The 25,474-nt window shown below is 73.4% G+C and carries 28 protein-coding genes; 17 read left to right on the top strand and 11 right to left on the bottom strand.

Going from position 1 to position 25,474, the window contains the following annotated elements:
- The first annotated feature begins 41 nt into the window (after window positions 1–41).
- From AC3ERT_RS23075 to amaP, 5 genes are all read left to right on the top strand, one after another.
- Window positions 42–539, top strand: coding sequence for an Asp23/Gls24 family envelope stress response protein (locus AC3ERT_RS23075; protein WP_335973222.1), 498 nt, complete (start codon window positions 42–44; stop codon window positions 537–539).
- Between the two features lie 63 nt (window positions 540–602).
- A complete protein-coding gene (locus tag AC3ERT_RS23070; protein WP_335973218.1) occupies window positions 603–803 on the top strand; it encodes a hypothetical protein in 201 nt (66 codons plus the stop codon).
- A gap of 23 nt (window positions 804–826) precedes the next feature.
- Complete coding sequence (locus AC3ERT_RS23065) at window positions 827–1,174, top strand: Asp23/Gls24 family envelope stress response protein (RefSeq protein ID WP_335973215.1); 348 nt, start codon at window positions 827–829, stop codon at window positions 1,172–1,174.
- A complete protein-coding gene (locus tag AC3ERT_RS23060; RefSeq protein WP_435176504.1) occupies window positions 1,171–1,908 on the top strand; it encodes a DUF6286 domain-containing protein in 738 nt (245 codons plus the stop codon). Before AC3ERT_RS23065 ends, AC3ERT_RS23060 begins: the two co-directional genes overlap by 4 nt.
- 11 nt (window positions 1,909–1,919) lie before the next feature.
- Complete coding sequence (amaP, locus tag AC3ERT_RS23055) at window positions 1,920–2,516, top strand: alkaline shock response membrane anchor protein AmaP (RefSeq protein ID WP_435129508.1); 597 nt, start codon at window positions 1,920–1,922, stop codon at window positions 2,514–2,516.
- A gap of 16 nt (window positions 2,517–2,532) precedes the next feature.
- Here the strand turns inward: amaP and AC3ERT_RS23050 are convergent, their stop codons facing one another.
- The 3 genes from AC3ERT_RS23050 to AC3ERT_RS23040 all read right to left on the bottom strand — a co-directional run bounded on the left by AC3ERT_RS23050 (window position 2,533) and on the right by AC3ERT_RS23040 (window position 5,954).
- Window positions 2,533–4,320, bottom strand: coding sequence for a glycoside hydrolase family 15 protein (locus AC3ERT_RS23050; RefSeq protein WP_435129505.1), 1,788 nt, complete (start codon window positions 4,318–4,320; stop codon window positions 2,533–2,535).
- Window positions 4,321–4,474: 154 nt separating this feature from the next.
- The gene (locus tag AC3ERT_RS23045) at window positions 4,475–4,726 is read right to left on the bottom strand and encodes a hypothetical protein (RefSeq protein ID WP_335973202.1); all 252 of its coding nucleotides are present in this window, start codon (window positions 4,724–4,726) and stop codon (window positions 4,475–4,477) included.
- Window positions 4,727–4,832: 106 nt separating this feature from the next.
- Window positions 4,833–5,954 (bottom strand): DEDDh family exonuclease, encoded by a 1,122-nt coding sequence (locus tag AC3ERT_RS23040; RefSeq protein WP_435176502.1) that lies wholly within the window; start codon window positions 5,952–5,954, stop codon window positions 4,833–4,835.
- A 227-nt stretch (window positions 5,955–6,181) separates the two neighbouring features.
- On the opposite strand from AC3ERT_RS23040, the gene moaA reads away from it, so the two are divergent.
- Window positions 6,182–7,171 carry a GTP 3',8-cyclase MoaA gene (gene moaA / locus AC3ERT_RS23035; protein ID WP_435129499.1) on the top strand — a complete coding sequence of 330 codons (990 nt, stop codon included), beginning with the start codon at window positions 6,182–6,184 and terminating at the stop codon, window positions 7,169–7,171.
- Here moaA and AC3ERT_RS23030 read toward each other — a convergent pair.
- Window positions 7,154–7,381 carry a hypothetical protein gene (locus AC3ERT_RS23030; RefSeq protein ID WP_335973191.1) on the bottom strand — a complete coding sequence of 76 codons (228 nt, stop codon included), beginning with the start codon at window positions 7,379–7,381 and terminating at the stop codon, window positions 7,154–7,156. The genes moaA and AC3ERT_RS23030 overlap by 18 nt on opposite strands.
- A 303-nt stretch (window positions 7,382–7,684) precedes the next feature.
- Window positions 7,685–8,080, bottom strand: coding sequence for a DUF3099 domain-containing protein (locus AC3ERT_RS23025; protein ID WP_335973189.1), 396 nt, complete (start codon window positions 8,078–8,080; stop codon window positions 7,685–7,687).
- A gap of 245 nt (window positions 8,081–8,325) precedes the next feature.
- Here AC3ERT_RS23025 and AC3ERT_RS23020 point away from each other — a divergent pair, with 245 nt between their 5' ends.
- Window positions 8,326–8,607 (top strand): GlsB/YeaQ/YmgE family stress response membrane protein, encoded by a 282-nt coding sequence (locus tag AC3ERT_RS23020; RefSeq protein ID WP_335973188.1) that lies wholly within the window; start codon window positions 8,326–8,328, stop codon window positions 8,605–8,607.
- An 8-nt stretch (window positions 8,608–8,615) separates the two neighbouring features.
- Here the strand turns inward: AC3ERT_RS23020 and AC3ERT_RS23015 are convergent, their stop codons facing one another.
- The 3 genes from AC3ERT_RS23015 to AC3ERT_RS23005 are packed head-to-tail and all read right to left on the bottom strand — an operon-like array spanning window position 8,616 to window position 12,171.
- The gene (locus AC3ERT_RS23015) at window positions 8,616–9,188 is read right to left on the bottom strand and encodes an RNA 2'-phosphotransferase (RefSeq protein WP_435176500.1); all 573 of its coding nucleotides are present in this window, start codon (window positions 9,186–9,188) and stop codon (window positions 8,616–8,618) included.
- Window positions 9,189–9,247: 59 nt separating this feature from the next.
- Window positions 9,248–10,654: a metallopeptidase TldD-related protein gene (locus tag AC3ERT_RS23010; protein WP_435129490.1), complete on the bottom strand. Its 1,407-nt coding sequence runs from the start codon at window positions 10,652–10,654 to the stop codon at window positions 9,248–9,250.
- A complete protein-coding gene (locus tag AC3ERT_RS23005; RefSeq protein ID WP_335973176.1) occupies window positions 10,651–12,171 on the bottom strand; it encodes a TldD/PmbA family protein in 1,521 nt (506 codons plus the stop codon). Before AC3ERT_RS23005 ends, AC3ERT_RS23010 begins: the two co-directional genes overlap by 4 nt.
- Before the next feature lie 596 nt (window positions 12,172–12,767).
- Here AC3ERT_RS23005 and AC3ERT_RS23000 point away from each other — a divergent pair.
- From AC3ERT_RS23000 to fabI, 5 genes are all read left to right on the top strand, one after another.
- Window positions 12,768–13,181 carry a globin domain-containing protein gene (locus AC3ERT_RS23000; RefSeq protein WP_335973173.1) on the top strand — a complete coding sequence of 138 codons (414 nt, stop codon included), beginning with the start codon at window positions 12,768–12,770 and terminating at the stop codon, window positions 13,179–13,181.
- A gap of 90 nt (window positions 13,182–13,271) precedes the next feature.
- On the top strand, window positions 13,272–14,378 hold the full coding sequence (locus AC3ERT_RS22995) for a globin domain-containing protein (RefSeq protein WP_335973168.1): 1,107 nt from the start codon (window positions 13,272–13,274) through the stop codon (window positions 14,376–14,378).
- 49 nt (window positions 14,379–14,427) lie between these two features.
- Window positions 14,428–14,943, top strand: a complete 516-nt coding sequence (locus tag AC3ERT_RS22990; RefSeq protein WP_335973166.1) for a DivIVA domain-containing protein — start codon at window positions 14,428–14,430, stop codon at window positions 14,941–14,943.
- Between the two features lie 160 nt (window positions 14,944–15,103).
- The gene (gene fabG / locus AC3ERT_RS22985; protein WP_335973162.1) at window positions 15,104–15,823 is read left to right on the top strand and encodes a 3-oxoacyl-[acyl-carrier-protein] reductase; all 720 of its coding nucleotides are present in this window, start codon (window positions 15,104–15,106) and stop codon (window positions 15,821–15,823) included.
- 5 nt (window positions 15,824–15,828) lie between these two features.
- Entirely contained in the window at window positions 15,829–16,617 is a 789-nt protein-coding gene (gene fabI, locus AC3ERT_RS22980) for an enoyl-ACP reductase FabI (RefSeq protein WP_335973159.1), read from the top strand.
- 55 nt (window positions 16,618–16,672) lie between these two features.
- Here fabI and AC3ERT_RS22975 read toward each other — a convergent pair whose 3' ends face one another.
- Entirely contained in the window at window positions 16,673–17,356 is a 684-nt protein-coding gene (locus AC3ERT_RS22975) for a FadR/GntR family transcriptional regulator (protein WP_335973155.1), read from the bottom strand.
- Between the two features lie 22 nt (window positions 17,357–17,378).
- Here AC3ERT_RS22975 and AC3ERT_RS22970 point away from each other — a divergent pair, with 22 nt between their 5' ends.
- From AC3ERT_RS22970 to AC3ERT_RS22955, 4 genes are all read left to right on the top strand, one after another.
- Window positions 17,379–18,749: a CynX/NimT family MFS transporter gene (locus AC3ERT_RS22970; RefSeq protein WP_435176497.1), complete on the top strand. Its 1,371-nt coding sequence runs from the start codon at window positions 17,379–17,381 to the stop codon at window positions 18,747–18,749.
- A gap of 43 nt (window positions 18,750–18,792) precedes the next feature.
- Window positions 18,793–18,915 carry an SGM_5486 family transporter-associated protein gene (locus tag AC3ERT_RS22965; RefSeq protein WP_262413603.1) on the top strand — a complete coding sequence of 41 codons (123 nt, stop codon included), beginning with the start codon at window positions 18,793–18,795 and terminating at the stop codon, window positions 18,913–18,915.
- A 229-nt stretch (window positions 18,916–19,144) separates the two neighbouring features.
- Complete coding sequence (locus AC3ERT_RS22960) at window positions 19,145–19,405, top strand: hypothetical protein (RefSeq protein ID WP_335973149.1); 261 nt, start codon at window positions 19,145–19,147, stop codon at window positions 19,403–19,405.
- A gap of 121 nt (window positions 19,406–19,526) precedes the next feature.
- A complete protein-coding gene (locus AC3ERT_RS22955) occupies window positions 19,527–20,048 on the top strand; it encodes a SixA phosphatase family protein (protein WP_335973147.1) in 522 nt (173 codons plus the stop codon).
- Between the two features lie 51 nt (window positions 20,049–20,099).
- On the opposite strand, the gene serB is transcribed toward AC3ERT_RS22955, so the two are convergent.
- Complete coding sequence (gene serB / locus AC3ERT_RS22950) at window positions 20,100–21,368, bottom strand: phosphoserine phosphatase SerB (protein ID WP_435176495.1); 1,269 nt, start codon at window positions 21,366–21,368, stop codon at window positions 20,100–20,102.
- Window positions 21,369–21,667: 299 nt separating this feature from the next.
- Between serB and AC3ERT_RS22945 the strand changes: the two genes are divergently transcribed.
- Window positions 21,668–24,391 (top strand): FHA domain-containing protein, encoded by a 2,724-nt coding sequence (locus AC3ERT_RS22945; protein ID WP_435176490.1) that lies wholly within the window; start codon window positions 21,668–21,670, stop codon window positions 24,389–24,391.
- Between the two features lie 92 nt (window positions 24,392–24,483).
- Here AC3ERT_RS22945 and AC3ERT_RS22940 read toward each other — a convergent pair whose 3' ends face one another.
- Window positions 24,484–25,347: a transglycosylase SLT domain-containing protein gene (locus AC3ERT_RS22940; RefSeq protein ID WP_435129465.1), complete on the bottom strand. Its 864-nt coding sequence runs from the start codon at window positions 25,345–25,347 to the stop codon at window positions 24,484–24,486.
- Window positions 25,348–25,474 lie beyond the last annotated feature (127 nt).

Genomic DNA, 25,474 nt, shown 5'->3' with positions numbered 1-25,474 from the left:
GTGTGGTGCACGGAGCAGCCGAGACGGAGGGACGACTCGCGATGAGCGACAGCGCACAGCATGGCAGCCCGGAGCCGAACAGCACGTCCTCGGCCGAGGGAAGGACGCTGGACAAGGGCGCGTCGGGCGGCCGCAAGGCGCTCGGTGACCCGGCCACCCGCGGCCGTACGACGATCGCCGACGGCGTGGTCGAGAAGATCGCCGGGCTCGCCGCCCGCGACGTGGTGGGCGTGCACGCGATGGGCACCGGCCTGTCCCGCACGTTCGGCGCCGTACGCGACCGCGTGCCCGGCGGCGGCCGGTCGGTGGCCCGCGGGGTCAAGGCCGAGGTCGGCGAGGTGCAGACGGCGCTCGACCTGGACATCGTCGTGGAGTACGGCGTGTCGATCGTCGAGGTCGCCCGCGCCGTGCGGGAGAACGTGATCACGGCGGTGGAGCGGATGACCGGCCTCGAGGTCGTCGAGGTCAATGTCGCGGTCGGCGACGTGAAGCTGCCCGACGAGGACGATGACGACGAGCGCGAGCAGCGGGTCCAGTAGCGGGCCGGCTCCGGAACGGACGCAGGCGGAGGCGGTCATGGCTGAGCGGACGGAGAGCGCGGAATGAGTATGGCGGTGATCGGCCTGGCGGTGGGAATGGCGCTCGGGTTCGCCGGATGGTTCGGCGGGTTCGGGGCCTTCCTGCTGGTGGCGGCGCTCGGCGTGGTCGGGTTCGTGGCAGGCAAGTTCCTGGACGGCGACCTCGAACCGGGCGAGTTCTTCCGGACACGTGACCGTGACCGCGACCGCGACCGGCGGCGCTGATGGCGGGAGCCCAATCCGCCAGGATGCCGCCCGCGGAGCGCGGGGCGCTGCGGATCGCGGACCGGGTGGTCGCGAAGATCGCCGCGCAGGCCGCCGGTGAGGCGCTGAGCGACGCGCCGGGTGCCGAGTTGGTGCCCGGCGACGCGCGCCCGCATGCCACGGTGTCGGTGCGCAAGGACACCGCCCGGCTGCGGCTGGCCCTCGAACTCGGCTACCCCACCGACATCGGCGCCGTCTGCGGGAGCGTACGGCGCCATGTCACCGGCCGGGTCGAGGAACTGACCGGGATGGCGGTACCGGAGGTGGCGGTCGAGGTCGAGCGCCTGCACTCGGCCGCCGCCCGCCGCAAGGACGACGGGAGGGTGCAGTGAGCGACGACGGCCCGGACCCGAGGCGTCCGGCGGACGCCGGCGGCGGCAGCGGCGCCGACCCGGGCGCCGGGTACGGCGAGCGCGCGGACGGCCGCCCCGAACCCACCGTCAGGCTGCCCACCCTCGACCCGGACGAGGGCTCCGGCGCGCTCCAGTACGCCCCGGCCGCCGGTGAGCCCGGCGCGGTGCGCGTCAAGCGCTTCTGGTCCGGGCGCCGCGTCCCCGCGGCCCTGACGGCGGCCGTCTGCACCGCGTTGACCGGCCTGTTCCTCTACGACGTCGCCGCGGTGCGCACCGACCGCAAGGCGATGGCCTGGCGCAAGACGCTGGCGGACGAGCTGGCCACCCGCCACCTGGACAACGTCTGGATCATCGTCGGCGCCGCAGTGGCCGCGGCGCTCGGGCTGTGGCTGCTGCTGCTCGCGGCGACCCCCGGCGAGCGCAAGGTGCTGCCGATGGCCCGCCGAGGCCCGCAGGGCGTACGGGCCGGGCTGGACCGGCACGCGGCCGAACTGGTGCTGCGCGACCGGGCGATGGAGGTCGCCGGGGTGCGCTGGTCGCGGGTGAAGGTGGGCCGCCGCAAGGTCACCGCCCGCGCCACCTCGCACTTCCGCGAACTGGACGACGTACGGCGCGACCTGTCCGCCGCGCTGGACACGGCGGTCGCGCAGCTCGGGCTGGCCAGGGAGCTCGCGATGCGCGTACACGTCCGGCGGGCCGACAAGAAGGCGTGAGGAGAGGGCGCATGCGCACCACACTCAACCGGGTCATGCTCGGGCTGCTCGGCCTGCTGCTGCTGGTGGTGGGGCTGTCGGTCCTGGTCGGCGGCCTGGACCTGGAGCGGCACTGGAACTTCACGATGCCGCACTGGTGGCCGTGGAGCGGCCCGAAGGACGTGCTGCTGAGCGACCACGACCGGACCCGCTACCGCTCCGACGGCTGGTGGTGGCCGGTGGTGATCGCGGTGCTGGCGGTGCTGCTGCTGATCGGTCTGTGGTGGCTGTTCGCCCAGGCGCGCAGCCGCCGGGTCCGGCAGATCCGGGTGGACAGCGGCGACGGTCAGGGCGCGCAGCTGCGCGGCCGGGCGGTGGAGGACGTGCTGCGCGCGGAGTCGGAGGCGTACGACGGGGTTGCGTGGTCCGGGGCGCGGCTGGTGGGCCGGCGCGGGCGGCCCTCGGCGCGGCTGGTGCTGGGCCTGGAGCCGGACGCCAACCCGCGGGAGGTCGTGGCGGGCCTGGACACCTCGGTGCTGACCCGGGCCCGCGGCTCGGCCGGGCTGGACGAGCTGCCCGCCGAGGCGCGGCTGCGCGCGGTGCGCCACCGGGCCCGGCGGGTCAGCTGACGGCGCCCGCCCGCGGTCAGGCGGTGTCGCCGGCCCGGCCGGTGAGCGTCAGCGCGCTGTTGACCAGGCCGATGTGGCTGAATGCCTGGGGGAAGTTGCCCAGCTGGCGGCCCGCGACCGGGTCCCACTCCTCGGCGAGCAGCCCGACGTCGTTGCGCAGCGACAGCAGCTTCTCGAACAGCTCCTTCGCCTCGTCCGGCCGCCCGGTGGTGTGCAGGGCGTCCACCATCCAGAACGAGCAGGCCAGGAAGGCGCCTTCGGTGCCGGGCAGGCCGTCCACCCCGGCCGCCTCCGGGCTGTAGCGGCGGACGAAGCCGCCGAGGTCGAGTTCGGCGCGGACCGCCTCCACGGTGCCGGCCACCCGCGGGTCGTCCGGCGGCAGGAACCCGACCTGCGGGATCAGCAGCGTGGCGGCGTCCAGTTCGCGGGAGCCGTAGGACTGGGTGAAGGTGTTGCGGTCCGCGTCATAGCCCTTCGCGCACACCTCGGCGTGCACCTGGTCGCGCATCGCGCGCCACTTGTCGACGTCGCCGCGCAGCTTGGGGCGGGACTCCATGGTGCGCACCGCGCGGTCGGCCGCGACCCAGGCCATCACCTTGGAGTGCACGAAGTGCCGGCGCGGGCCGCGGACCTCCCACAGGCCCTCGTCGGGTTCGCGCCACTTGGACTCCAGGAAGTCCATCAGGGAGCGCTGGAGGTTCCAGGCGTGCGACTCGGTGGCCAGGCCCTGCTCGCCGGCGAGGAAGAGGGAGTCCATCACCTCGCCGTAGACGTCGAGTTGGAGCTGTCCGGCGGCGGCGTTGCCGATCCGGACCGGGGCCGAGCCCTGGTAGCCGGCCAGCCACGGCACTTCGTACTCCGGCAGCCGGCGCTCGCCCGCGATGCCGTACATGATCTGGAGGTCGGCCGGGTCGCCGGCGACCGCGCGCAGCAGCCAGTCGCGCCAGGCGCGGGCCTCGTCGAGGTAGCCGCCGGCGATGAGGGCGTTGAGGGTCAGGGCCGCGTCGCGCAGCCAGCAGTAGCGGTAGTCCCAGTTGCGGACGCCGCCGATCTCCTCGGGCAGCGAGGTGGTCGCCGCGGCCGCTATGCCGCCGCTGGGCGCGTAGGTCAGCGCCTTGAGGGTGATCAGGGAGCGCAGGACCGCGTCGCGCCAGGGGCCCTCGTAGCGGCACTGCGCGGACCAGGACTCCCAGTCCTTCAGGCAGGTGTCGAGGGCCGCGAACGGGTCGACCTTGCGCAGGTGCCGGGCGTGCGAGACGTTCCAGGTCAGCACGAAGCCGACGCGTTCGCCCGCGCTGACGGTGAAGTCGGCGTGGGTGCGCATGTCCTTGCCGTACATCGGCACGTTCGGGGTGCTGCGCAGCCACGCGGAGTCGGGCCCGGCGGTGGCCACGTGGTGGCCGTCGACGCGGCGCATCCAGGGCACCACGTTGCCGTAGTCGAAGCGCAGCACCAGCTCGGTGTGCATGGCGACCTCGCCGGATATGCCCTCCACGACGCGAATCACGTCCGGCGCCTTGTCGCGCTGCGGCATGAAGTCGGTGACCCGCACGGTGCCGCTGGGCGTCTCCCACACGGTGTCGAGCACCAGGGTGTCGCCGCGGTAGGAGCGGCTGGCACAGTGCCCGGAGTTGACCGGGGCGATCCGCCAGCGGCCGTTGTCGCGGTCGCCGAGCAGGGCGGCGAAGCAGGCACCGGAGTCGAAGCGGGGCAGGCACAGCCAGTCGATCGAGCCGTCCCGGCCGACGAGCGCGGCGGTCTGGAGGTCGCCGATGATCGCGTAGTCCTCGATGGGTGCTGCCACGTGTCCGCCTCGCCGCCTTCTTGGGGCCGTCGCCGGCCGCCCCCGTGCTGTCCGCCGTGCAATCCCCTGACCGTACAACTCGGCGGCGGGGGTGGGGAGCGCGGGTCCGGGAAGGTGCGGGCGCGGTGGGGCGGGCGGTCGGGCGGCGCGGCGGTCAGGCGGGGGAGGGCGTGCCGACCCGGTCGACGATGCCGACCGCGCCCTCCGCGTTGGCGCAGTGCGCGCAGCAGTAGAACCGGCCGTCGACCTCCACCCCGTGGCCGACGATCTGCACGCGGCAGTGCTCGCAGATCGGTGCCAGCCGGTGGATCGCGCACTCGAAGCTGTCGAAGACGTGCACCGCGCCCTGGGCGTGCACCTCGAAGCTCAACGCGTAGTCGTTTCCGCAAACCTCGCAACGGGCCATGCCGTTCAGGGTGCGGACCGGCCGCCGGGTGGGCAACGCTCCGCGCGGCGCGGCGGCGGGTCGGGCCGCCCCTTTCACCCGTACGGTGGTGTACGGCACCCAGGCGTCAGCCGTGTACACCGTCGGCGGGCCGGACGGCCTTGAGCAGTTCGGCGAAGCGCGCCTCGTCGATGATCGGGGTGCCGACCTGCCGGGCGCGGACCGCCTTGGTGGTGGGGGAGTCGGGGTCGTTGGTGACCAGCAGGCTGGTCAGGCGGCTCACGGACGACGCGACGTGCAGCCCCGCGTCGGTGGCCCGGTCCTCCAGCAACTCGCGGTCGATGCCGGTGTCGCCGGAGAACGCCACCCGCATGCCCTGGACCAGCGGCCCGTCCGGCGCCAGCCGCCCGGGGTTCGGATACGGGCAGGCCGGCCGCTTGCGGGCCGGGCGCCAGCCGGAGTTGCCGTACCCCGAGCCGTACAGGCGGCCGGCGCGCGGCGCCGCGGTCCGCTCCTCCTGGCCGGGGCGCGCCGGTGCGCCCGCGGCGTCCTTCCACTCCGTCAGCGGGCGGCAGGCGTGCAGCGGCAGCGGCAGGTCGGCGGCGGCCGCCAGGTGCAGGCTCGGCCGGAACGTCTCGGCGAGCACCCGGGCGTCGTCGAGCGCGTGGTGCGCCCGGCGCTGCTCGACCCCGTAGTGCGCGGCGAGCGTCTCCAGCTTGTGGTTGGCCAGCGGCAGGCCCAGCTCCTTGGCCAGCACGATGGTGCACAGCCGGTGCTCGACCGGTGCGGTGGTCTGCGCGCGGGCGAACTCCCGCGCCAGCATGGACCAGTCGAAGACCGCGTTGTGCGCCACCAGGACCCGCCCGGCCAGCTGCTCCGCGAGGGCGTCGGCGATCTCCGCGAAGAGCGGCGCCTTCGCCAGGGCCGCCGCGGTCAGACCGTGAATCCAGACCGGGCCGGGGTCGCGCTGCGGGTTCACCGGCGAGTACCAGTGGTCCTGCACCGTGCCGTAGGCGTCCAGCCGGTAGACGGCCGCGGACACGATCCGGTCGTTCCGGCTGAGCCCGGTGGTCTCCACGTCGACCACGGCGTAGCCCTCGGGGTAGCCGGCGGGCCACGACGCCGGTGCGGGCAGCCAGGGCGGCGGGGCCGGGGCGGGGATCGCCGCGCGGACCGCCGCCGGGGCGGTGGTCGGCGTCGGGGTCGGCCCGCCGGGAGCGGTGGGCGGCTCGGTCCGGTTGTCCAGCATGGTCATTGAGGATAAGGGCCGTCGCCGACAGCGTTTCCCACCCCATGGCCGGACCGCGGGTGATGACGGTGCCGCGCGGGCCCCCGAGCCGCCGTTCCACCAGTCCGTCGCGGCAGGCGCGGGCCGGGAGGACCTAGGGTGGGAGGTGAGCAGCGGGCCGGTGCCGTACGCGCCGGCCGCGAGCACCGGCGGACCGCCGCGCCGGTGCGGGAACGGAAGGAGGGGCCGTGCTCGTCGACACCTACGGTCGGGTCGCCACGGACCTCCGGGTCTCGCTCACCGACCGCTGCAACCTGCGCTGCACCTACTGCATGCCCGAGGAGGGCCTGCGCTGGTTGGCCCGTCCCGACCTGCTCACCGACGACGAGGTGGTCCGGCTGGTCCGGGTCGCCGTCACCGAACTCGGCGTCACCGACGTGCGGTTCACCGGCGGCGAGCCGCTGCTGCGCCCGGGCCTGGCCGGCATCGTGGCCCGCTGCGCCGCACTGGAGCCGCGCCCCCGGCTGTCGCTGACCACCAACGGGATCGGGCTGGGCCGCACCGCCGGCGCGCTGCGCGCCGCGGGCCTGGACCGGGTCAACGTGTCGCTGGACACCCTGCGCCCCGACACCTTCCGCACCCTGACCCGCCGGGACCGGCACCGCGACGTGCTCGACGGGCTGGCCGCCGCCCGCGCCGCCGGGCTCACCCCGGTCAAGGTCAACGCCGTCCTGATGCGCGGGGTCAATGACGACGAGGCGCCCGACCTGCTCGCATGGGCCCTGGCCGAGGGCTACGAACTGCGGTTCATCGAGCAGATGCCGCTGGACGCGCAGCACGGCTGGCAGCGCTCCGGCATGGTCACCGCCGAGGAGATCCTGACCGCGCTGCGCACCCGCTTCGCGCTCACCGCCGAGGGCGAGCCGGCCCGCGGCCACGCGCCGGCCGAACGCTGGCTGGTGGACGGCGGCCCGGCCCGGGTCGGGGTGATCGCCTCGGTGACGCGGCCGTTCTGCCGTGCCTGCGACCGTACCCGGCTGACCGCCGACGGCCAGGTGCGCACCTGCCTGTTCGCCCGCGAGGAGTCCGACCTGCGCGGGGCGCTGCGCTCGGGCGCCGGGGACGCCGAGATCGCCGAGCGGTGGCGGACGGCGACGTGGGGCAAGAAGGCGGGCTCGGGCCTGGACGACCCGGCGTTCCTCCAGCCGGACCGGCCGATGTCAGCCATCGGCGGCTGACCGGGCCTCCCACTCCGTCAGCGCCACCACGTCCTTGAGGAAGCCGCGCACCCCGAGGAACTGGGACAGGTGCTCGCGGTGCTCCTCGCACGCCAGCCAGGTCTTGCGCCGCTCCGGGGTGTGCAGTTTCGGGTTGTTCCAGGCCAGCACCCACACGGCGGCCGCCCGGCAGCCCTTCGCCGAGCAGGTCGGCGGCATCTCGTCGCTCATGGCACCCAGTAAACAGGGCGGCCGCGGAGCAGCGGACCCGGCCGCCTCGGACGCGGTTTCGGGCGGCATCGGACGCGGCGGTTTCGAACACGGCGGCCGCGCACATGGCGACGCCGGGCAGCCACGGGGGGAGCCGCCCGGCGTCGGTCCATCGCTCCGACGGGGGATACGGAGCGCGTACCGCAGTATGGCACGCGCTCCGCCGCTCGTGGAGGGGGAACAGGACGATTGATCTGAGCTTTTCTTGAGCTTTCCCGGCCCGCCGCCATTGGTCTGGACCAGTCGCTGTTCGAAAGGGCGCGGTCAGTCCGCGTCCGGCTGCTTTCCGAACGCGTCTCCGCCCGTGTCCCCGCCCGCGTCCCCGGGCCGGGCCGGGGCGGCCTCCGCGCCCGGCACCACCTCCGACGGCTCCAGAGCCGGCCGGGACAGCGGCGGCACATAGGACGACGGCAGGTCCGGCGCGTTCTCCCGCCCGCCGTTGGCGAAGACCACGGCCACGTACGGCAGCAGCAGGCCCACGACGAGCGTCGCCCACGCCAGCGGCCGTTCGACGTTCCACAGGACCACCGTCAGGACCACCGAGACGGTGCGGATCGACATCGAGATGATGTAGCGCCGCTGGCGCCCGCGTACGTCGTCGGTGAGCCCGGCCCGTGCCCCGGTGATCCGGAAGACCTCAGGACCGCCCTGCTTCCCCATCCCGCTCCACCGCCTGCTCCACGCACCGGGCCGTGCCGATCACGGGTCACGACACCTGCTCACCGGTGGCACCACGGTACGCCGCCGGGGCGCCGCACAGCAGAGCGGGGCGGCCTGCCGCGCGCCGTGCCGCTGCTTCGCCGCACGCGGTAGGGCGTTGCCCGACATGCGGCGTAGGCCGTCCGGGCGGACACTGGCGGGACATCTGCCGGGCGCACGCGGCCCGGCCGGAGGAGGCGAGCGGCATGGGTTGGTTGTGGGCGATCATCGTCGGCCTGGTGCTCGGTCTGATCGCCAAAGCGATCATCCCCGGCAAGCAGAGCCTGCCGCTGTGGCTCACCGTGATCTGCGGTATCGGCGGCAGCGCGCTCGGCAACGGCGTGTCCCGGTGGCTCGGCGTCCGCCACACCAGCGGCTTCGACTGGACCCGGCACCTGCTGCAACTCGTCGGCGCCATCGTGCTGGTGGCGATCGGCGACGCCCTGTGGGCCGGGCGCAGGCGCCGCCGCGACGCGGCGCGGAGGTGACCGCCGGCTCAGCGGCGGCCCGGCCCGCCCTGCGGCGCCTGCCGCAGCCACCGCGGCGGCACCGCGTCGGTGAGCCACACCCCGTTGTCGCTGACCCGGAAGGCGTGCCCGGCGGCCGCCATCCCCGCCGCGTCCACCACCAGCACCACCGGGCGGCCGTGCCGGGCGCCCACCCGTAGCGCCGTCCCGGGGTCCGCGGACAGGTGCACGTCCTGCCGGGACATCGGCCGCAGGCCCTCCTGCCGGATCAGCGGCCACGCCGCGGTCGCGGTGCCGTGGTAGAGCACGTCCGGGGGAGCGGTGGCGGGCAGGCCCAGCTGCACCGGGACCGAGTGGCCCTGGCTGGCGCGTATCCGGCGGCCGTCCGGGGAGTAGGCGAACCGGCGCTTGCTGTTCGTGGCGACCACGTGGTCCAGGTCCGCGCGCGAGATGCGGCGGCCGTGGGCGGCGCACGCGGCGAGCAGTTCGTCGACCCCCACCCAGCCGGCCTCGTCGAGGGTGACGCCCACGGCCTGCGGGTCGTGCCGCAGCACCAGCGACAGGAACTTCGACACCTTGACCGTCTGCTTCTCGTCGAGCATGGTCCCTCCCCTGTTCCGGCCGTCGCCTCGGCCCGCGCCTGTTCCGCCGGCCCGGCCGCTCAGACGCCCTGGCTGACCGAACTCATGTTGAAGTCGGGAATCCGCAGCGCCGGGGTGGCGGCACGGGTGAAGTAGTCGCCCCACTCGCGGGGCAGGGTGCGCTCGGTGCGGCCCGCCTCGGTGGCGCGGCCCAGCAGGTCGACCGGCGACTCGTTGAACCGGAAGTTGTTCACCTCGCCGGTCACCTCGCCGCCCTCCACCAGGTACACCCCGTCCCGGGTCAGGCCGGTCAGCAGCAGCGTCGCCGGGTCCACCTCGCGGATGTACCACAGGCAGGTCAGCAGCAGGCCGCGTTCGGTGCCGGCCACCATCTCCTCCAGGGAGCGGGTGCCGCCGCCGTCCAGCACCAGGTTGTCCACCATCGGCGCCAGCGGCACCCTGGTCAGCTCCGCGGTGTGCCGGCTGGTGAGCAGCTGGTTGAGGGTGCCCTCGCGCACCCACTCCACCGGGCCGAGCGGCAGCCCGTTGTCGAAGACCGACGAGTCGTCGTCCGAGGCGTGCGCGATGACGAACGGCGCCGCCTCCAGGCCCGGTTCGGCCGGGTCGCTGCGCAGCGTCAGCGGCAGCGCGGCGACCTTGTCGCCGATCCGGGTGCCGCCGCCGGGGCGGGAGAAGACCGTACGGCCCTCGGCCGCGTCGCGGGCCCCGGACGACCAGAGCTGGTAGATCAACAGGTCCGCGACCGCGGTGGGCGGCAGCAGCGTCTCGTAGCGCCCCGCGGGCAGTTCGACCTTGCGCTCCGCCCAGGCCAGCCGCCGGGCCAGCTCGGCGTCCAGCGCCAGCGGGTCGACATCCCCGAAGTCGCGGGTGGCGCGGCCGGCCCACGCCGAACGGGTCCGGTCCGGGGACTTCGCGTTCACCTCGAGGGTGCCGGAGGGCTGGTCGTGCCGCAGCCGCAGCCCGGTGGAGCTGCCCAGGTAGGTGGACGTCACATAGTGGTGGGCGAAGCCGTACAGCTCCCGGCCGCCCGCCGCGGCGGCGCCGAACGCCTCGCCGAGCGCGGGGGCGAACGCCGCGAACACCTCGGAGGAGGTCTCCGCGGGCGGCGCGGTGAAGTCCGCCGACGGGGCGCGGCCGGGCACCAGCGGCCGGGCGTCCTCCGCGGGCCCCGCCGCCCGCGCCGCCGCCTCCGCGGCCCGTACCAGCGGCTCCAGCTCGTCGGCGGTCACCGCGCTGCGCGAGACCGTGCCGGAGGCGGTGCCCTCGGCGCCGTCGACCGTGGCGATCACCGTGAGGGTGCGGCCGCGGGTCACGCCGTTGGTGGTCAGGGAGTTGGCCGCCCAGCGCAGGTTGGCGCTGGACTGCTCGTCGGCGATCACCACGCAGCCGTCGGCCCGGGACAGCTCCAGGGCGCGCTCCACGATCTCGTGCGGCGTGGTCGCCGCGCTGCTGACGCTGCCGCTCATCGGCCGGCCTCCTGCGTGGTGTTGAGAATGCTGACGCCCTCGAAGAGGGCCGACGGGCAGCCGTGGCTGACCGCCGCGACCTGGCCCGGCTGGGCCTTGCCGCAGTTGAAGGCGCCGCCGAGCACATAGGTCTGCGGGCCGCCGACCGCGGCCATGGAGCCCCAGAAGTCGGTGGTGGTGGCCTGGTAGGCGACGTCCTTGAGCTGCCCGGCGAGCCTGCCGTGCTCGATCAGGAAGAAGCGCTGCCCGGTGAACTGGAAGTTGTAGCGCTGCATGTCGATGGACCAGGAGCGGTCGCCGACCACGTAGATCCCGCGGTCGACGGAGCCGATCAGCTCCTCGGTGGACGGGCCGCCGGGTGCCGGCTGGAGCGACACGTTCGCCATGCGCTGCACCGGGACATGGCCGGGGGAGTCCGCGAAGGCGCAGCCGTTGGACCGCTCGAAGCCGGTGAGCTTCGCGATCCGCCGGTCGAGCTGGTAGCCGACCAGGACGCCGTCGCGCACCAGGTCCCAGGACTGGGCGGCCACCCCCTCGTCGTCGAACCCGACGGTGGCCAGGCCGTGTTCGGCGGTGCGGTCCCCGGTGACGTTCATGTGCGCGGAGCCGTACTTCAGGGTGCCGAGCTGGTCGAAGGTGGCGAAGGAGGTGCCCGCGTACGCCGCTTCGTAGCCGAGCGCGCGGTCCAGTTCGGTGGCGTGGCCGACCGACTCGTGGATGGTCAGCCACAGGTTCGACGGGTCGACCACCAGGTCGTAGCGGCCGGCGCGCACCGAGGGGGCGCGCATCTTCTCGGCCAGCAGCTCCGGCAGCGCCGCCAGTTCGCCGGACCAGTCCCAGGTGCCGCCGGTCAGGTACTCCCAGCCGCGGCCGGCCGGCGGGGCCAGGGTGCGCATCGAGTCGAAGTCGCCGCCCGGGTCGACGGAGACCGCCGTCAGCGTCGGATGCAGCCGGACCCGCTGCTGGATCGTGCTGGTGCCGGCGGTGTCGGCGTAGAACTTGTTCTCCTGGACGGTCATCAGCGACGCGTCCACATGGGAGACGCCGTCCGCGGCCAGCAGCCCCGCACTCCACTGTGCGAGCAGCCCGGTCTTCTCCTCGTCGGGCACGTCGAAGGGGTTGACCTCATAGGACGACACCCAGGTGCGGTCCGCGTGCACCGGCTCGGCGGCCAGTTCGACCCGCTCGGGCGAGCCGGCGGCCGCGATCACCCTCGCCGACAGCTTCGCCATCGCGACGGCCTGCGCGGCGACCTTCGCCGCGCCGTCCATCGTCAGGTCGACGCCGGCGGCGAAGCCCCACGCCCCGCCGTGCACCACGCGGACGGCGTACCCCAGGTCCGTGACGTCCGAGGAGCCGGCCGGGCGGGCGTCCCGCAGCCGCCACGCCGCGCTGCGCACCCGCTCCAGCCGGAAGTCCGCGTGCTCGGCCCCCAGCGCACGCGCTCTGGCCAGCGCGGCATCGGCCAGCGCGCGCAACGGCAACGCCACGAACGACCCATCCACCTCATGCGGCACGACGACTTCCCTTCCTTCGCGTGCCCGCAGTGAACCACGCCCCGCCCGCCGCACGCGCCGGATTCGCCCACACCACGGCCGCGCCGCCGACCGGCCCGCCCGCAACTCCCGGCGGCGGCACGTGAGAAGGGGTGTCGCGGCAAAACCGCGGATGTTCGTGACCCGGGCGCGGATGATCGGGTTCCGGAATAACGTCGCGGGCATCACGAGAGCGCGCGGAATCCGCAATGCCGTAAAACCGCCGCGGCCGTCCGGGATTTGCCGGCCGCTTTCCGGTCAGGCGCCGCGCGGATGCTTCGGGCCGGAGACTTCCACATGCCGGGACGCCTTCACAAGTTCGGGCCGCCGGTACTCCTCTCGCGCACCTGCCGCGGCGTCAGGAAGGGCGGAAAGCGGCCTGTGTCCTGGCAGTTCAGAGGACTGCGGTCCCATATGCGCGGAATCCACCCATGGATGGGCTGATTGCGGGCGATGTCCGTCAGGGGAGAGGGTCCGTCGAGATATCCGACATCAAGATGCGGATTTTCTGAGATGGTTCCGGCACACTCCCGACCCAACTTGTTCGATTCACGGGCGCCTCGCTAGAGTCGGCCGCCATGACCGTAGACACTTCGCTGATCCGCAGCAGTTTCAAGGTTGTCGAGCCGAACGGCACGCAGGTGACCGCATATTTCTACGACCACCTGTTCACCCATCACCCCGAGGTGCGCCCGCTGTTCGCGCCGCACATCGACGAGCAGCGCGACCGCCTCTGGGCGGCGCTGGGCGCGCTGGTCTCCAACATCGACAACCCCGAGACGCTGACCGGCATGCTGCAGAACCTCGGGCGGCGCCACGTGGGCTACGGCGCGCTGCCCGAGCACTACCCGGCGGTGGGGGCCAGCCTCATAGCCACCCTGCAGCACTTCGCGGGCGACGCGTGGACGCCCGCCATGGAGGAGTCCTGGGCCGGGGTCTACGGCGTGATCACCGACACCATGCTCGCGGCCGGCGATGCGGTCGCCCGCTGACGGAGCCGTCGGCGGTCCGCCGCGGCGGACCGCCGGTCACCCCCCAACTGTCCGGAGGTCTCGGATGATGTCAGCCGCCGGTGGCCGCCCGTGAGCGACACCCAGGCGCTGCGGGACTCCTTCGCCCTGGTCGGCAAGTCCGGGGACGAGGTACCGCGGTACTTCTACTCCTACCTGTTCCTCATCGCGCCGGAGGTCCGGCCGATGTTCCCGGTCTCCATGGGCCTCCAGCGCGACCGCCTCGTCGCGGCCCTGGGCCGGATCGTCGCCGATGTCGACGACCCCGAGCGGCTGGTGCCGTTCCTCCAGCAACTGGGCCGCGACCACCGCAAGTTCCAGGTGGTGGCCGAGCACTACGACGCGGTCGGCCGGGCGCTGCTGGCCACCCTCGGCTACTTCCTGGGCGAGGCGTGGACCCCGGAGCTCCAGCGCGGCTGGACCGAGGCGTACGGCGTGGTGGCCCGCACCATGTTCCAGGCCGCCGAGACCGACGCCGCGGTCAACCCGCCCTGGTGGAACGCCGAAGTGGTACGGCGCGAGCAGCGCGGCTTCGACCTCGCCGTCCTCACCCTGCGCCTGGACCAGCCGATGGCCTACGCCGCCGGGCAGTCCGTGATGGTGGAGACCCCGGTGCTGCCGAGCACCTGGCGCTCCTTCACCCCGGCCAACGCCGTACGCGCCGACGGCACCATAGAACTGCACGTGCGCTCCATCGACGGCGGCCTGGTCAGTCCCGCCATGGTCTACTCGCTGCGGCAGGGCGACGTGCTGCGGCTGGGCGCCCCGGTCGGCGACCGGCTGGGTCTGCGGCGCTCCCAGGGCCGGGACCTGGTGCTGGTGGCCGGCGGCACCGGCCTGGCGCCGCTGCGCGCCCTGGTCGAGGAGATCGCCTGGTACGGCCCGGCCCGCCGGGTGGACCTGTTCTTCGGGGCCCGCGACGTCCACGGCCTGTACGACATGCCCGCGCTGCGGCAGATGGCCGAGGCCCACCCGTGGTTCCGCGTCACCCCGCTGACCGGTGTGGACTTCGGCACCTTCGAGAACCGCAGCCTGGCCGGCCCGGTCCTGCGCTCGGGCACCTGCCCCGGGCGCTCGGTGTACGTCTGCGGCTCGCCGTCCATGGTCACCGCGACCGTGCGCGACCTGGCGGCCGGCGGCATCCCCCAGGACCTGCTGCACTACGAAGACGCTCGGTGATCGGAGACACGTGAACGAGCCACGAGCACACCGCCCGGAGGAGCGCCGGGTGACGCCCGAGACGCTGCGCTCGATGACGTTCCCCCGCGCCCCCCTGACCCGCCGCGGCTACAACGAGGAGGCCGTGCACGACGCGTTGCGCCGCTGCGCCGCCGAACTCCTCGCGCTGGCGCAGGAGAACGACCGGCTGCGCACCGACATGCAGCGCCACCGGGACTGGATCAGAGCGAACAACATCGGCGACGGCGCCGGGCCCACCGGGGTGCCGACCGTGGACGCGGTCCTCCAGCAGGCCCGCGCCCAGCAGTCGGCCGAGCAGACCGTGGTCGCCGCCCGCGAGCAGGCCCGCAACATGGTGCGGGCCGCGCGGATACAGGCCGAGGCGGTCCTGGAGCAGCTGCGCGCCCAGGACGGCAGGACGGCCGGCGGCGAACAGGAGGAGACCGAGCGGCTCATCTCCTATCTGCGCCAGATCGCGCAGTCGCTGACCGTCACCGTGGACCAGTACGCCACGAAGCACGCCCAGCCCGACCCGTCGGCGGCCGCCACCCCGCACGACGCCTGACCGGCGGGACGTATCCGCAGGCCCCGGCGCCGCCGGGCACTGTAGGAACCCCACAGGGTCCTCGTGGGCAGGCTGTACGGCCCGATTCCCCGGAACGCGAGCGCTACCGGTAGTTTTCAGGCAGACAGCCGACCCATCGACGCAGGGAAAGAGTGATCCGTTGAGCCGCTCGGTTCTGGTCACCGGAGGAAACCGGGGCATCGGTCTCGCCATCGCGCGGGTCTTCGTCGAGGCGGGCGACAAGGTCGCCATCACGTACCGCTCGGGTGAACCGCCGGCGGAGCTGGTCGAGTCGGGCGCGCTCGCGGTGCGCTGCGACATCACCGACAGCGAGCAGGTGGAGCAGGCGTACAAGGAGATCGAGGAGAAGCACGGCACCGTCGAGGTGCTGGTCGCCAACGCGGGCATCACCCGGGACCAGCTGCTGATGCGGATGTCCGAGGAGGACTTCACCACGGTTCTGGACACCAACCTCACCGGCACCTTCCGCGTCGTCAAGCGGGCCAACCGCGGCATGCTGCGGGCGAAGAAGGGCCGGGTCGTGCTGATCTCGTCCGTCGTGGGCCTGCTGGGCAGCGCCGGACAGGCCAACTACGCCGCGTCCAAGGCCGGACTGGTGGGATTCGCCCGTTCGCTCGCCCGCGAACTGGGCTCGCGCAACCTCACCTTCAACGTCGTCGCGCCCGGCTTCGTGGACACCGACATGACCCGGGCGCTCACCGACGAGCAGCGCTCCGGCATCGTCTCCCAGGTGCCGCTGGGCCGGTACGCGCGACCGGAGGAGATCGCCGCCACGGTGCGCTTCCTCGCCTCCGACGACGCCTCGTACATCACTGGAGCCGTCATCCCGGTTGACGGCGGATTGGGCATGGGTCACTGATCACCATGAGCGGAATCCTCGAAGGCAAGCGCATCCTGATCACCGGCGTGCTGATGGAGTCGTCCATCGCGTTCCACGCGGCCAAGCTGGCGCAGGAGCAGGGCGCCGAGATCATCCTCACCGCCTTCCCCCGGCCCACCCTGACTGCCCGTGTCGCCAAGAAGCTGCCGAAGCCGACGAAGGTCATCGAGCTGGACGTGACCAACGCCGAGCACCTGGCCGGCCTGGAGGAGGTCGTCCGCAAGGAGCTGGGCGGCCTCGACGGGATCGTGCACTCCATCGGCTTCGCCCCGCAGGACGCGCTCGGCGGCAACTTCCTCGACACGCCCTTCGAGTCGGTGTCCACCGCGATGCACGTCTCGGCGTTCTCGCTGAAGTCCCTCACCATGGCGCTGCTGCCGCTGATGACGGAGGCCGACGGCCCGGACGCGGTGAGCGGCGGCTCGGTGGTCGGCCTGACCTTCGACGCGCAGTTCGCCTGGAAGCAGTACGACTGGATGGGCCCGGCGAAGGCCGCGCTGGAGTCGACGTCCCGCTACCTCGCCCGCTACCTCGGCGAGCGGAACGTGCGCTGCAACCTGGTGTCGGCCGGCCCGCTCGGCTCGATGGCCGCCAAGTCGATCCCCGGCTTCAGCGACCTGGCCTCCGCGTGGGACACCCGCTCCCCGCTGGCGTGGGACCTCACCGACCCGGAGCCGGCCGGCCGCGGCGTCGTGGCGCTGCTGTCGGACTGGTTCCCCAAGACCACCGGCGAGATCATCCACGTGGACGGCGGCCTGCACGCGGTCGGTTGATCCGGCCGACAGGTTCTGGACGGCCTTCCTGCCCTCGCGGGCAGGGAGGCCGTCGTCATACCCGGAAGGCGCCGAACCGGCAGGAGAAGGCGTGGTTGCGGGCCTCGGCGGCCGCGGCGGCGGCGTCGCCGGCGCGGATCGCGGCCAGCAGCCGCGCGTGGTCGACGTAGTCCTCGGGGCGCACCTGCGGGCCGACGTCCGCCCGCAGGAAGTCGCGCAGCACCTCGCCGAGGTCGGCGTACAGCGCGGTGAAGACGTCGTTGTGCGAGGCGGCCACCACCGCCAGGTGCCAGGTGGCGTCGGCCTGGACGAAGTCCTCGGCGCCGCCGGAGTCCCAGGCGCGCTCGCGCCGCTCGGTCAGCGCGTCCAGCCGCCGCAGGTCCGCCTCGGTGCGGCGCTCGGCGGCCAGCCCTGCCGCGCTCGCCTCCAGGGAGCTGCGCAGCTCGGCGACGTGCAGCGGGTCGGCGTCGGCGAAGCGGCGGTGCATCACCCCGGCAAGTTCGCTGGTCGCGACGACGTAGGTGCCCGAGCCCTGCCGGATGTCGAGCAGCCCGTTGTGCGCCAGGGCGCGGACCGCCTCCCGGACGGTGTTGCGGGCCACCCCCAGCTGCGCCACCAGCTCCGGCTCGGTCGGGATACGCGATCCGACCGGCCAGTTCCCGGCGGCGATCTCCGCGCGCAGCCGCGCGATGACCTGGTCGGCGAGGGGAGCGGGGCGGGAGACGGGTCCAAGATTCATCCCATCATTCTATGATGGGTTCATGCGTGATGACGAATCCCTGGCCCTCGACCCCGCCGCGGCCGCACCGTCGGGTGCCGTCGCCCCCGCGGACGCCCCCCGAGCCGGTCCCGGCGCCGACCCCGGCCAGCCCCTGCCCGCGCGGTGGATACGCCGCCTCGTCGTCGTGGCCCTGATCCTCGCCGCGCTCAACCTGCGCCCGGCCATCACCAGCCTCGGCGCGCTGCTGAAGGAGGTCCGCGACGGCCTCGGCATGAGCGGCACCATGGCCGGGCTGCTCACCTCGGTACCCGCCGCGTGCTTCGCGCTGTTCGGCTTCGCCGCGCCCCGGCTGGCCCGGCGCTACGGCCCCGGCGCGGTGGTCTGCGCCGGGATGGCCGCCATCACCGCCGGCCTGCTGCTGCGCCCCCTCGCCGGCGGCACGCCGGTCTTCCTGGCCACCAGCGCGCTGGCGCTGGCCGGGATCGCGGTCTCCAACGTGCTGATGCCGGTCATCGTCAAGCGCTACTTCCCCGACCGGGTCGGCACCGTCACCGGCGTCTACTCGATGGCCCTGTCCCTGGGCACCTCGGTCGCCGCGGCCGTCACGGTGCCGCTCACCGACGCGATGGGCGGCAGTTGGCGGCTGGGCCTGGGCATGTGGGCCGCGCTCGCCGCGCTCGCGATCCTGCCCTGGCTGCCGCTGGTCCGGGACCGGTCCGGGCAGCAGCCGCCGCGCCCCCGGGCCGTACGCGGCGCGGCCGCCACCCCCGTAACGGCGCCCGCCCCCGCCGCCGGGTCCGCGTCCACGCCCGCCCCCGCCGCCGGCGAGCACGGCCGGATCGGCCGCAGCCGCACCGCCCGGGTGCTCGCCGGCTACTTCGGCCTCCAGGGCGCCGCCGCCTACGTCACCATGGGCTGGATGCCGCAGATCTTCCGGGACGCCGGGCTGTCCGCGGACAAGGCGGGCCTGCTGCTCGCCGTCACCATGGCGCTGGGCGTGCCGCTGTCGTTCGTGCTGCCGCTGCTCGCCGCCCGCATGCGCTCGCAGGCCCCGATCGTGGTGGTGCTCGCCACCTTCCAGATCGCCGGGTTCGCCGGGCTGTGGGCCGCGCCCGCCGCGGCGCCCTGGGTGTGGGCGGCGCTGCTCGGCGTCGCCAACTGCGCCTTCCCGCTGGTGCTGACGATGATCGGGATGCGTGCCCGCAGCGGACCGGGCGTCGTACGGCTGTCGGCGTTCGCGCAGAGCAGCGGCTACCTGCTCGCCATCCCCGGGCCGATCCTGGTCGGCACCCTCAACCAGGCGACCGGCGGCTGGGGCCTGCCGATGGCGCTCATGCTCGTCCTGGTGGTGCCCCAGGTGCTGTGCGGGGTGCTGGCCGGGCGGAACCGACACGTCGAGGACGAACTGTGACCCCGCCGCACCGCGCCCGGGACGCGGTGCCAGACTGGACGCCATGCCGGTACTCGAACCGAATCCGCCGCAGCCGCAACGCCGCCTGCTGATCATCTTCGGCCTCATGATGGGCGTCCCCGCGATCGTCGCGGTGGTCGCCACCATCGCCGCCCGCATGGGCTAGCCCACCCGCCCCCCCCGGTCCGTCCTCCCCAGTGGTCCGCGCGGGCGCGGACCACTGACCCCGCGACCCTGACCCCAGGGTGGGGACAACCCCACCTCCCCTAGGGGGTCAGGCTCAGGGTCAAGTGGGTGGACGACCGGATGGGCCGCGCCACCGCGCCGCCGTAGCGTCGAACCGCACCGGGAAGAGCGACCCGGCAGTTCGACGGTCCAGCACGGAGGCGGCCCACGTGACCACGCAGTCCCCGCACCTGTACGAGCGGCAGCCCCGGTCCGCGGTCCGGCCCGGCGCCGGCCGCGGCCCCGGGCGGGAGCCCGCCGCCCAGACCAGGGTGCCCTGGTGGGCGGTGGCGCTGCCCGTGGTGGCGTTCGCCGTGCTGCTGGCCCTGCTCAGCGGCGGCGCCGCGCACGCCTCCTCCGGCGCCGCAGGCAGCGACCTGCTCGCACGCTTCACCACGGCCTTCACCGCCCTGCTGCACCACCTGTGGTGACCTGTTCCGACCTGCTTCCGAGCCCGCGTACGCCCCCGGTCGTGCGCCGGCGCGAAACCCCGGTCCGGGCCAGGTGGTCCAGCCCGCGCCTGACGGCCCGAATTCTGGAAAGCTGAAGGGCATGAGCGCCGATTCGACCCGCACCATCGTCCTGCTCAGGCATGCCAAGGCCGACTGGCCGGCCGTGCCCGACCACGAGCGCCCGCTGGCCGACCGCGGCCGCCTGGACGCGCCCGCGGCCGGCCGCCGCTTCACCGACGACGGCATCGCCCCCGACCTCGCCCTGTGCTCGACGGCCACCCGCACCCGCGAGACCTGGAAACTCGTCGCGCACGAGATGACGCACCGGCCCAGGACCGTCTACGAGGAGCGGCTCTACGACGCCTCCCTCGGCGACCTGCTGGCCCTGGTCGGCGAGACCCCCGACAGCGTCGGCTCGCTCCTGCTGATCGGCCACAACCCGGGAATGCACGCCCTCGCCGAGGCACTGGCCGGCACCTCGGACGGCGACGCCCGCGCCCGGATGCACCGCGCCGGCTTCCCCACCGCGGCCTTCGCCGTCCTGACCTTCACCGGGCCCTGGAAGTCCGCCGAGCACGGCGTGGCCCGCCTCACCGCCTTCTGGGCGCCGCACGAGGAGTGAGGACCCGGGGCCGGCCGTAGAGGCGGCGGCGCGGTACGGCCGGCGGGCGGGTCAGTCCGTGGCCGTGCCGTCCAGCGCGTCGGCCGCCTCGATCTCCTCGCGGGTGATCCCCAGCAGGTAGAGCACGGCGTCCAGGAACGGCACCGTCACCGCCGCGTCGGCCGCCTCCCGGACCAGCGGCTTGGCGTTGAACGCCACGCCCAGGCCCGCGGTGTTGAGCATGTCCAGGTCGTTGGCGCCGTCGCCGATCGCCACCGTCTGGCTCAGCGGCACCCCGGCCAGCGCGGCGAAGGACCGCAGCAGCCGCGCCTTGCCCGCCCGGTCCACTATCGGCCCGGTCACCTTGCCGGTCAGCCGCCCCTCGACGATCTCCAGGGTGTTCGCGGCGGCGAAGTCCAGCCCCAGCCGCTCCTTGAGGTCGTCGGTCACCTGGGTGAAGCCGCCGGAGACCACCCCCACCTGGTAGCCCAGCCGCTTCAGGGTGCGCACCAGGGTGCGGGCGCCGGGCGTCAGCCGCACCTCGGCGCGGACCTTGTCCACCACCGACGCGTCCAGCCCCGCCAGCAGCGCCACCCGCGCGTGCAGCGACTGCTCGAAGTCCAGCTCGCCGCGCATCGCGGCCGCCGTCACCTCGGCGACCTGCGCCTCGCACCCGGCGTGCGCGGCGAACAGCTCGATCACCTCGTCCTGGATGACGGTGGAGTCCACGTCCATCACCACCAGCCGCTGCGCCCGGCGCTGGAGCCCGGAGGGCACCACCGCCACGTCCACCCCGCGCGCGGCCGACTCCAGCGCCAGGGCCGAGCGCAGCGCGGTGTGCTCGGCACCCGACACCGCGAACTCCACCGCGGTCACCGGGTACTTCGCCAGCCGGAAGATCCGGTCGATGTTGCCGCCGGTGCCGGTGATCAGGGCCGCTATGGCCGCGATGGACTCCGGTGCCAGCGGCCGCCCGAGCACCGTGACGTGGGAGCGGCCCGCGCCGCGCGGACTGTTGTCGCCGATCCCGGAGATGATCTCGGCCTGCATCTTCATCGACTCGGCCCAGCCGTGCACGGTGACCCGCAGCTCGCTCTCCGCGCCTCGGCCGGCCGGGGCGGTGACCAGCGCGCACAGCACGATCCGGCCGCGGGTGACCACCTGCTCGATGTCCACCACGGCCACGTCGTAGCCGGCCAGCGTCTCGAAGAGACCGGCGGTGAGCCCGGGCCGGTCCCTGCCGAAGATCTTGACCAGGAGGGTCGGCGCGTCGGCCGCGGGGATCATGGGGACGGTCTCGTCCGCGGCGGCAGCCGGTGGGGTCTGCGGGGCGTCGTTCATGGTGCTCCCACCGTATCGGCCGACCGCCCGCGGGGCGCGGGCTGTCCCGGCTGGCGGACACCCGCACAAAACCCGCGGTGCGCGGGCTGCCCTGCCTGGTGCGCCGGGGTGGTACTACTGGTGCCCCCGCGGCGAACCCGCGGCGAACCCGGGGTGCCGCGGCACGGAACCGGGGGTGCGCGACGTGCGTCGTGGGGCGTGGAGGGGGCCCTCGGCAACCGGGCCGAGCCGGAAATATTTCCTCCCGATGTTCGTAATCCCTAGACTGCCCCTCCATGGGGGACTTCGGGGGACAACAAATGGGGCATGGGGTGCCTGAACTCGTACTTGAACTCAACGGACAGACCTGGCCGCTGGACCCGTCCCGGTCCTACAGCCTCGGCCGGGACCCGCAGGGCGACCTCGTGCTCGACGACGCGCGAGTCTCCTGGCGGCACGCCACGATCCGCCGCGGGGAGCGCGGCTGGCTGCTGGAGGACCAGGGCAGCACCAACGGCACCTTCGTACAGGGCCAACGGGTCCAGCACACCGACCTCGGCCCGGGGGCGGTGGTCAACCTCGGCAACGCGACCGACGGGCCCCGGCTGAACTTCACCGCTCCGGCGGGAGCCGGCGCGGGCGCGGCGGCGGGTGTGGCGGCCGCGGCGGCCGCCGCGGCCGGGGCGGCCGGGGCGGCGCCGTCCGCGCCGGCGCAGGCGCCGTACCAGGCGCCCCAGCCGGCCGCCGCCTACCAGCAGGCCCCGCCGCAGGCGCACCCGCAGCCGCAGCCGCCGTACCAACCCCCGCCGCAGCAGCCGCAGATGTACGCGGCGCCGCCGCAGGCCGCACCGCAGCAGGGGCAGCCGGGCGCCGGGGGATGGGGCGCGCCGCCCCAGCACGGGGTACCGCAGCAGCACGCGGCGCCGCCGCAGCAGGCCGCCCCGCCGCAGCAGGCTTGGGGCGCCCAGCCCCAGCCGGGGGTGCCGCCGCAGGCCGGGGCGCCGCAGCCGCCGCAGGGCGCACCGGGCGCCGGGATGCGCAGCCCCACCACCTTCCACCAGCTCGCGCTGGGCCGGGTGATGAAGATCGGCCGTGCGCTGGAGAACGAACTGGTCGTCTCCGACCTCCAGGTCTCCCGCTACCACGCGGAGTTCCGCGCGCACCCCGACGGCCGCTACGAGATCGTCGACCTCGGCAGCCACAACGGCACCTATGTCAACGGCCAGCCGGTCCAGCGCCACCTGCTGGGCCCCAACGACATCGTGGGCGTCGGCCACTCCACCTTCCGGCTGGTCGGCGACCGGCTGGAGGAGTTCGTCGACACCGGCGACGTGTCCTTCTCCGCGCGCCGGCTGTCGGTCACGGTGCCGCACGGCAAGACCACGAAGACGATCCTGAAGGACGTCTCCTTCGGGGTGCCGGAGAAGTCGCTGATCGGCGTCATCGGCCCGTCCGGCTCCGGCAAGTCGACGCTGCTGCGCGCGCTGACCGGCTACCGCCCCGCCGACCAGGGCGAGGTGCTGTACGACAACCGCAACCTGTACAAGCAGTTCGCCGAGTTGCGCCAGCGCATCGGCCTGGTCCCGCAGGACGACATCCTGCACAAGGAGCTCCAGGTCAGGACCGCGCTGCGGTACGCCGCCAAGCTCCGCTTCCCCGGCGACACCGCGACCGCGGAGCGCGAGGCGCGGATCGACGAGGTGCTGCGCGAGCTGAAGCTCGACATCCACGCGGACAAGAAGGTCACCTCGCTCTCCGGGGGCCAGCGCAAGCGCGTCTCGGTCGCCCTGGAGCTGCTGACCAAGCCGTCGCTGATCTTCCTGGACGAGCCGACCTCCGGTCTCGACCCGGGCATGGACCGCGACGTGATGAAGCTGCTGCGCGGCCTGGCCGACGACGGCCGCACGGTCCTGGTCGTCACCCACTCGGTGGCCGAACTGGCGCTGTGCGACAAGCTGCTGGTGATGGCGCCGGGCGGCGCGGTGGCGTACTTCGGCCCGCCGGACGAGGCGCTGACGTTCTTCGGCTACGACAACTGGGCCGACGTCTTCTCCGCGTTCGAGAACTACCGCGACTACGACTGGTCGGGCCGCTGGCGCGGTTCGCAGCACTACCAGACGTATGCCGCCCACCTCGACCAGGCAGCCCCGCAGGCCGCGCACTACATCCCGTACCAGGCGGCCAGGCCGCCCAAGCCGCAGGCGTGGGGCTCCCAACTGGGCACCCTGATACGGCGCTACCTGTCGGTGATCCTCTCCGACCGGGGCTTCATCGGGCTGATGGTGATCCTGCCCGCGGTGCTCGGCGTGGTCAGCATCCTGATCCCCGCCGACTACGGACTCGGCTTCGGCAAGCCGCCGTTCCTCCAGAACAAGGACGCGGGCACCATCCTGATGATCCTCGCGGTCGGCGCCTGCTTCGCCGGCTCGGCGAACTCCGTCCGCGAGCTGATCAAGGAGCGGGTGATCTACGAACGGGAACGGGCGGTCGGGCTGTCCCGGTCGGCGTACCTGATGTCGAAGGTCATCGTGCTCGGCCTGATCACGGCGCTCCAGGGCGCGATCATCTGCGGCATCGGCTTCGCGCCGCGCAAGATGCCCACCGAGGGCGTCGTCCTGCACAGCCACCCGGGCGTGGAGATGACCGTGGTCATCATCGTCTTCGGCTTCGCCTCGATGATGGTCGGCCTGATCATCTCGGCGCTGGTGAAGACGGCGGAGAAGACCATGCCGCTGCTGGTGATGTTCGCGATCGTGCAGATCGTCTTCACCGGGGTGCTCTTCCAGCTCTACGGCAAGCCCGGGGTGGAGGAGTTGGCCTGGCTGATGCCGGCCCGCTGGGCGGTGGCCGGCACCGGTGCCACGGCGAGCCTCAACACGCTGCTGCCGTGGGACCCGACCCGCAAGACGCACGACGCGCTGTGGCAGCACACCGCGGGTGCCTGGACGCTGGACGTCCTGGTGCTGGTGGTGATGTCCGTGCTGTGCGGCGTCGTCGTCGCCCGGCTGCTGCGCCGGCACGAACCCGAGGTCATGCGGAAGTAGCCGGCGCCGGGCCGGCCAGGTCGCGCGCGAGGGCGGTGGGACGCACAGGTCCCACCGCCCTCGCGTTTTCCCGCATTCAGCGGATACGCCGGTCAGTACGCCGAGTTCACGTTGTCCATGCCGCCGTACACGTGGTACGCGTAGTTGCACGCGGCGGCGATGTTCGCGACCGGGTTGTAGACGTTCCACGAAGTACCGGAGACGTGGTACGCGTTGAACGTGGGGTCGATCGTCTGGAGCAGGCCCTTGGACGGAATGCCCTTGGCGGCGTTCGAGTCCCACAGGTTGATCGCGTTCGGGTTTCCGGACGATTCCCGGATGATGTTGCGGTAAATGCCGTTGTAGGTCGGGACCGGAATGTTGTGCGCGGCCAGGACGGCGCGGGCCTGGCGAATCCAGCCGTCCAGGTTGTTCGGGTAGGTCACGGCGACGGGCGTCGCGGTGATCGTCTTCGAGACGGTGGTCGACTTGGCGGTCGACGTGGCCGTCGACGTGCCGGTCGACCTGGTGGCCGTGGTGGACTTCTTCGTCACCGGCGCGGTCTTCTTGACGGTGGTGCGCTGGGTGGAGCGGTTGGCCGCTTCCTTGGCGCGCTCGGCCGCCAGCGCCGCCGCCTTCTTCTTCGCGGCCGCCGCGTCGGCGGCCTTCTTCTTCGCCGCGGCCTCAGCGGCCGCCTTCTTCTTCGCCGCTGCCGCGGCGGCCTTCTGCTGAGCGTCGCTCTGGTCCTTGATGGCCTTCTGGGAGGCCATGCCGGACTCGGGGCTGATGCCCTTGACCTGGTCGCCGGTGGACACGGAGAACCCAGTCGGGTCGCCGTCGGCGACAGCCGACCCACCAGCGGTCGCCTCGAGACCGGTGACTGTCAGCGCAACGGCCGCGGCGGCGGCGACACCGGCCGCCGTGATCTTGTGCTTCCTGGACAGTCGGCCGATCTTCGGGATCGTGGGGAGCTGCATGCGGGATTACCTCTTCCGATTGGGACCCGAGAATTGTTAGAGGGTCGGAAATCGGGGGTCAATGAGCCTGGCTACGAGCGTGGCTCGTAGCCGCGGCCGAAGTGCCCGAGGCAGTTTCCGTGATATG

It is taken from the genome of Actinacidiphila sp. bgisy145 (assembly GCF_057708125.1).
Note: the sequence above shows the minus strand (reverse complement) of the source record. Positions and strands in the feature narration are given on the sequence as shown.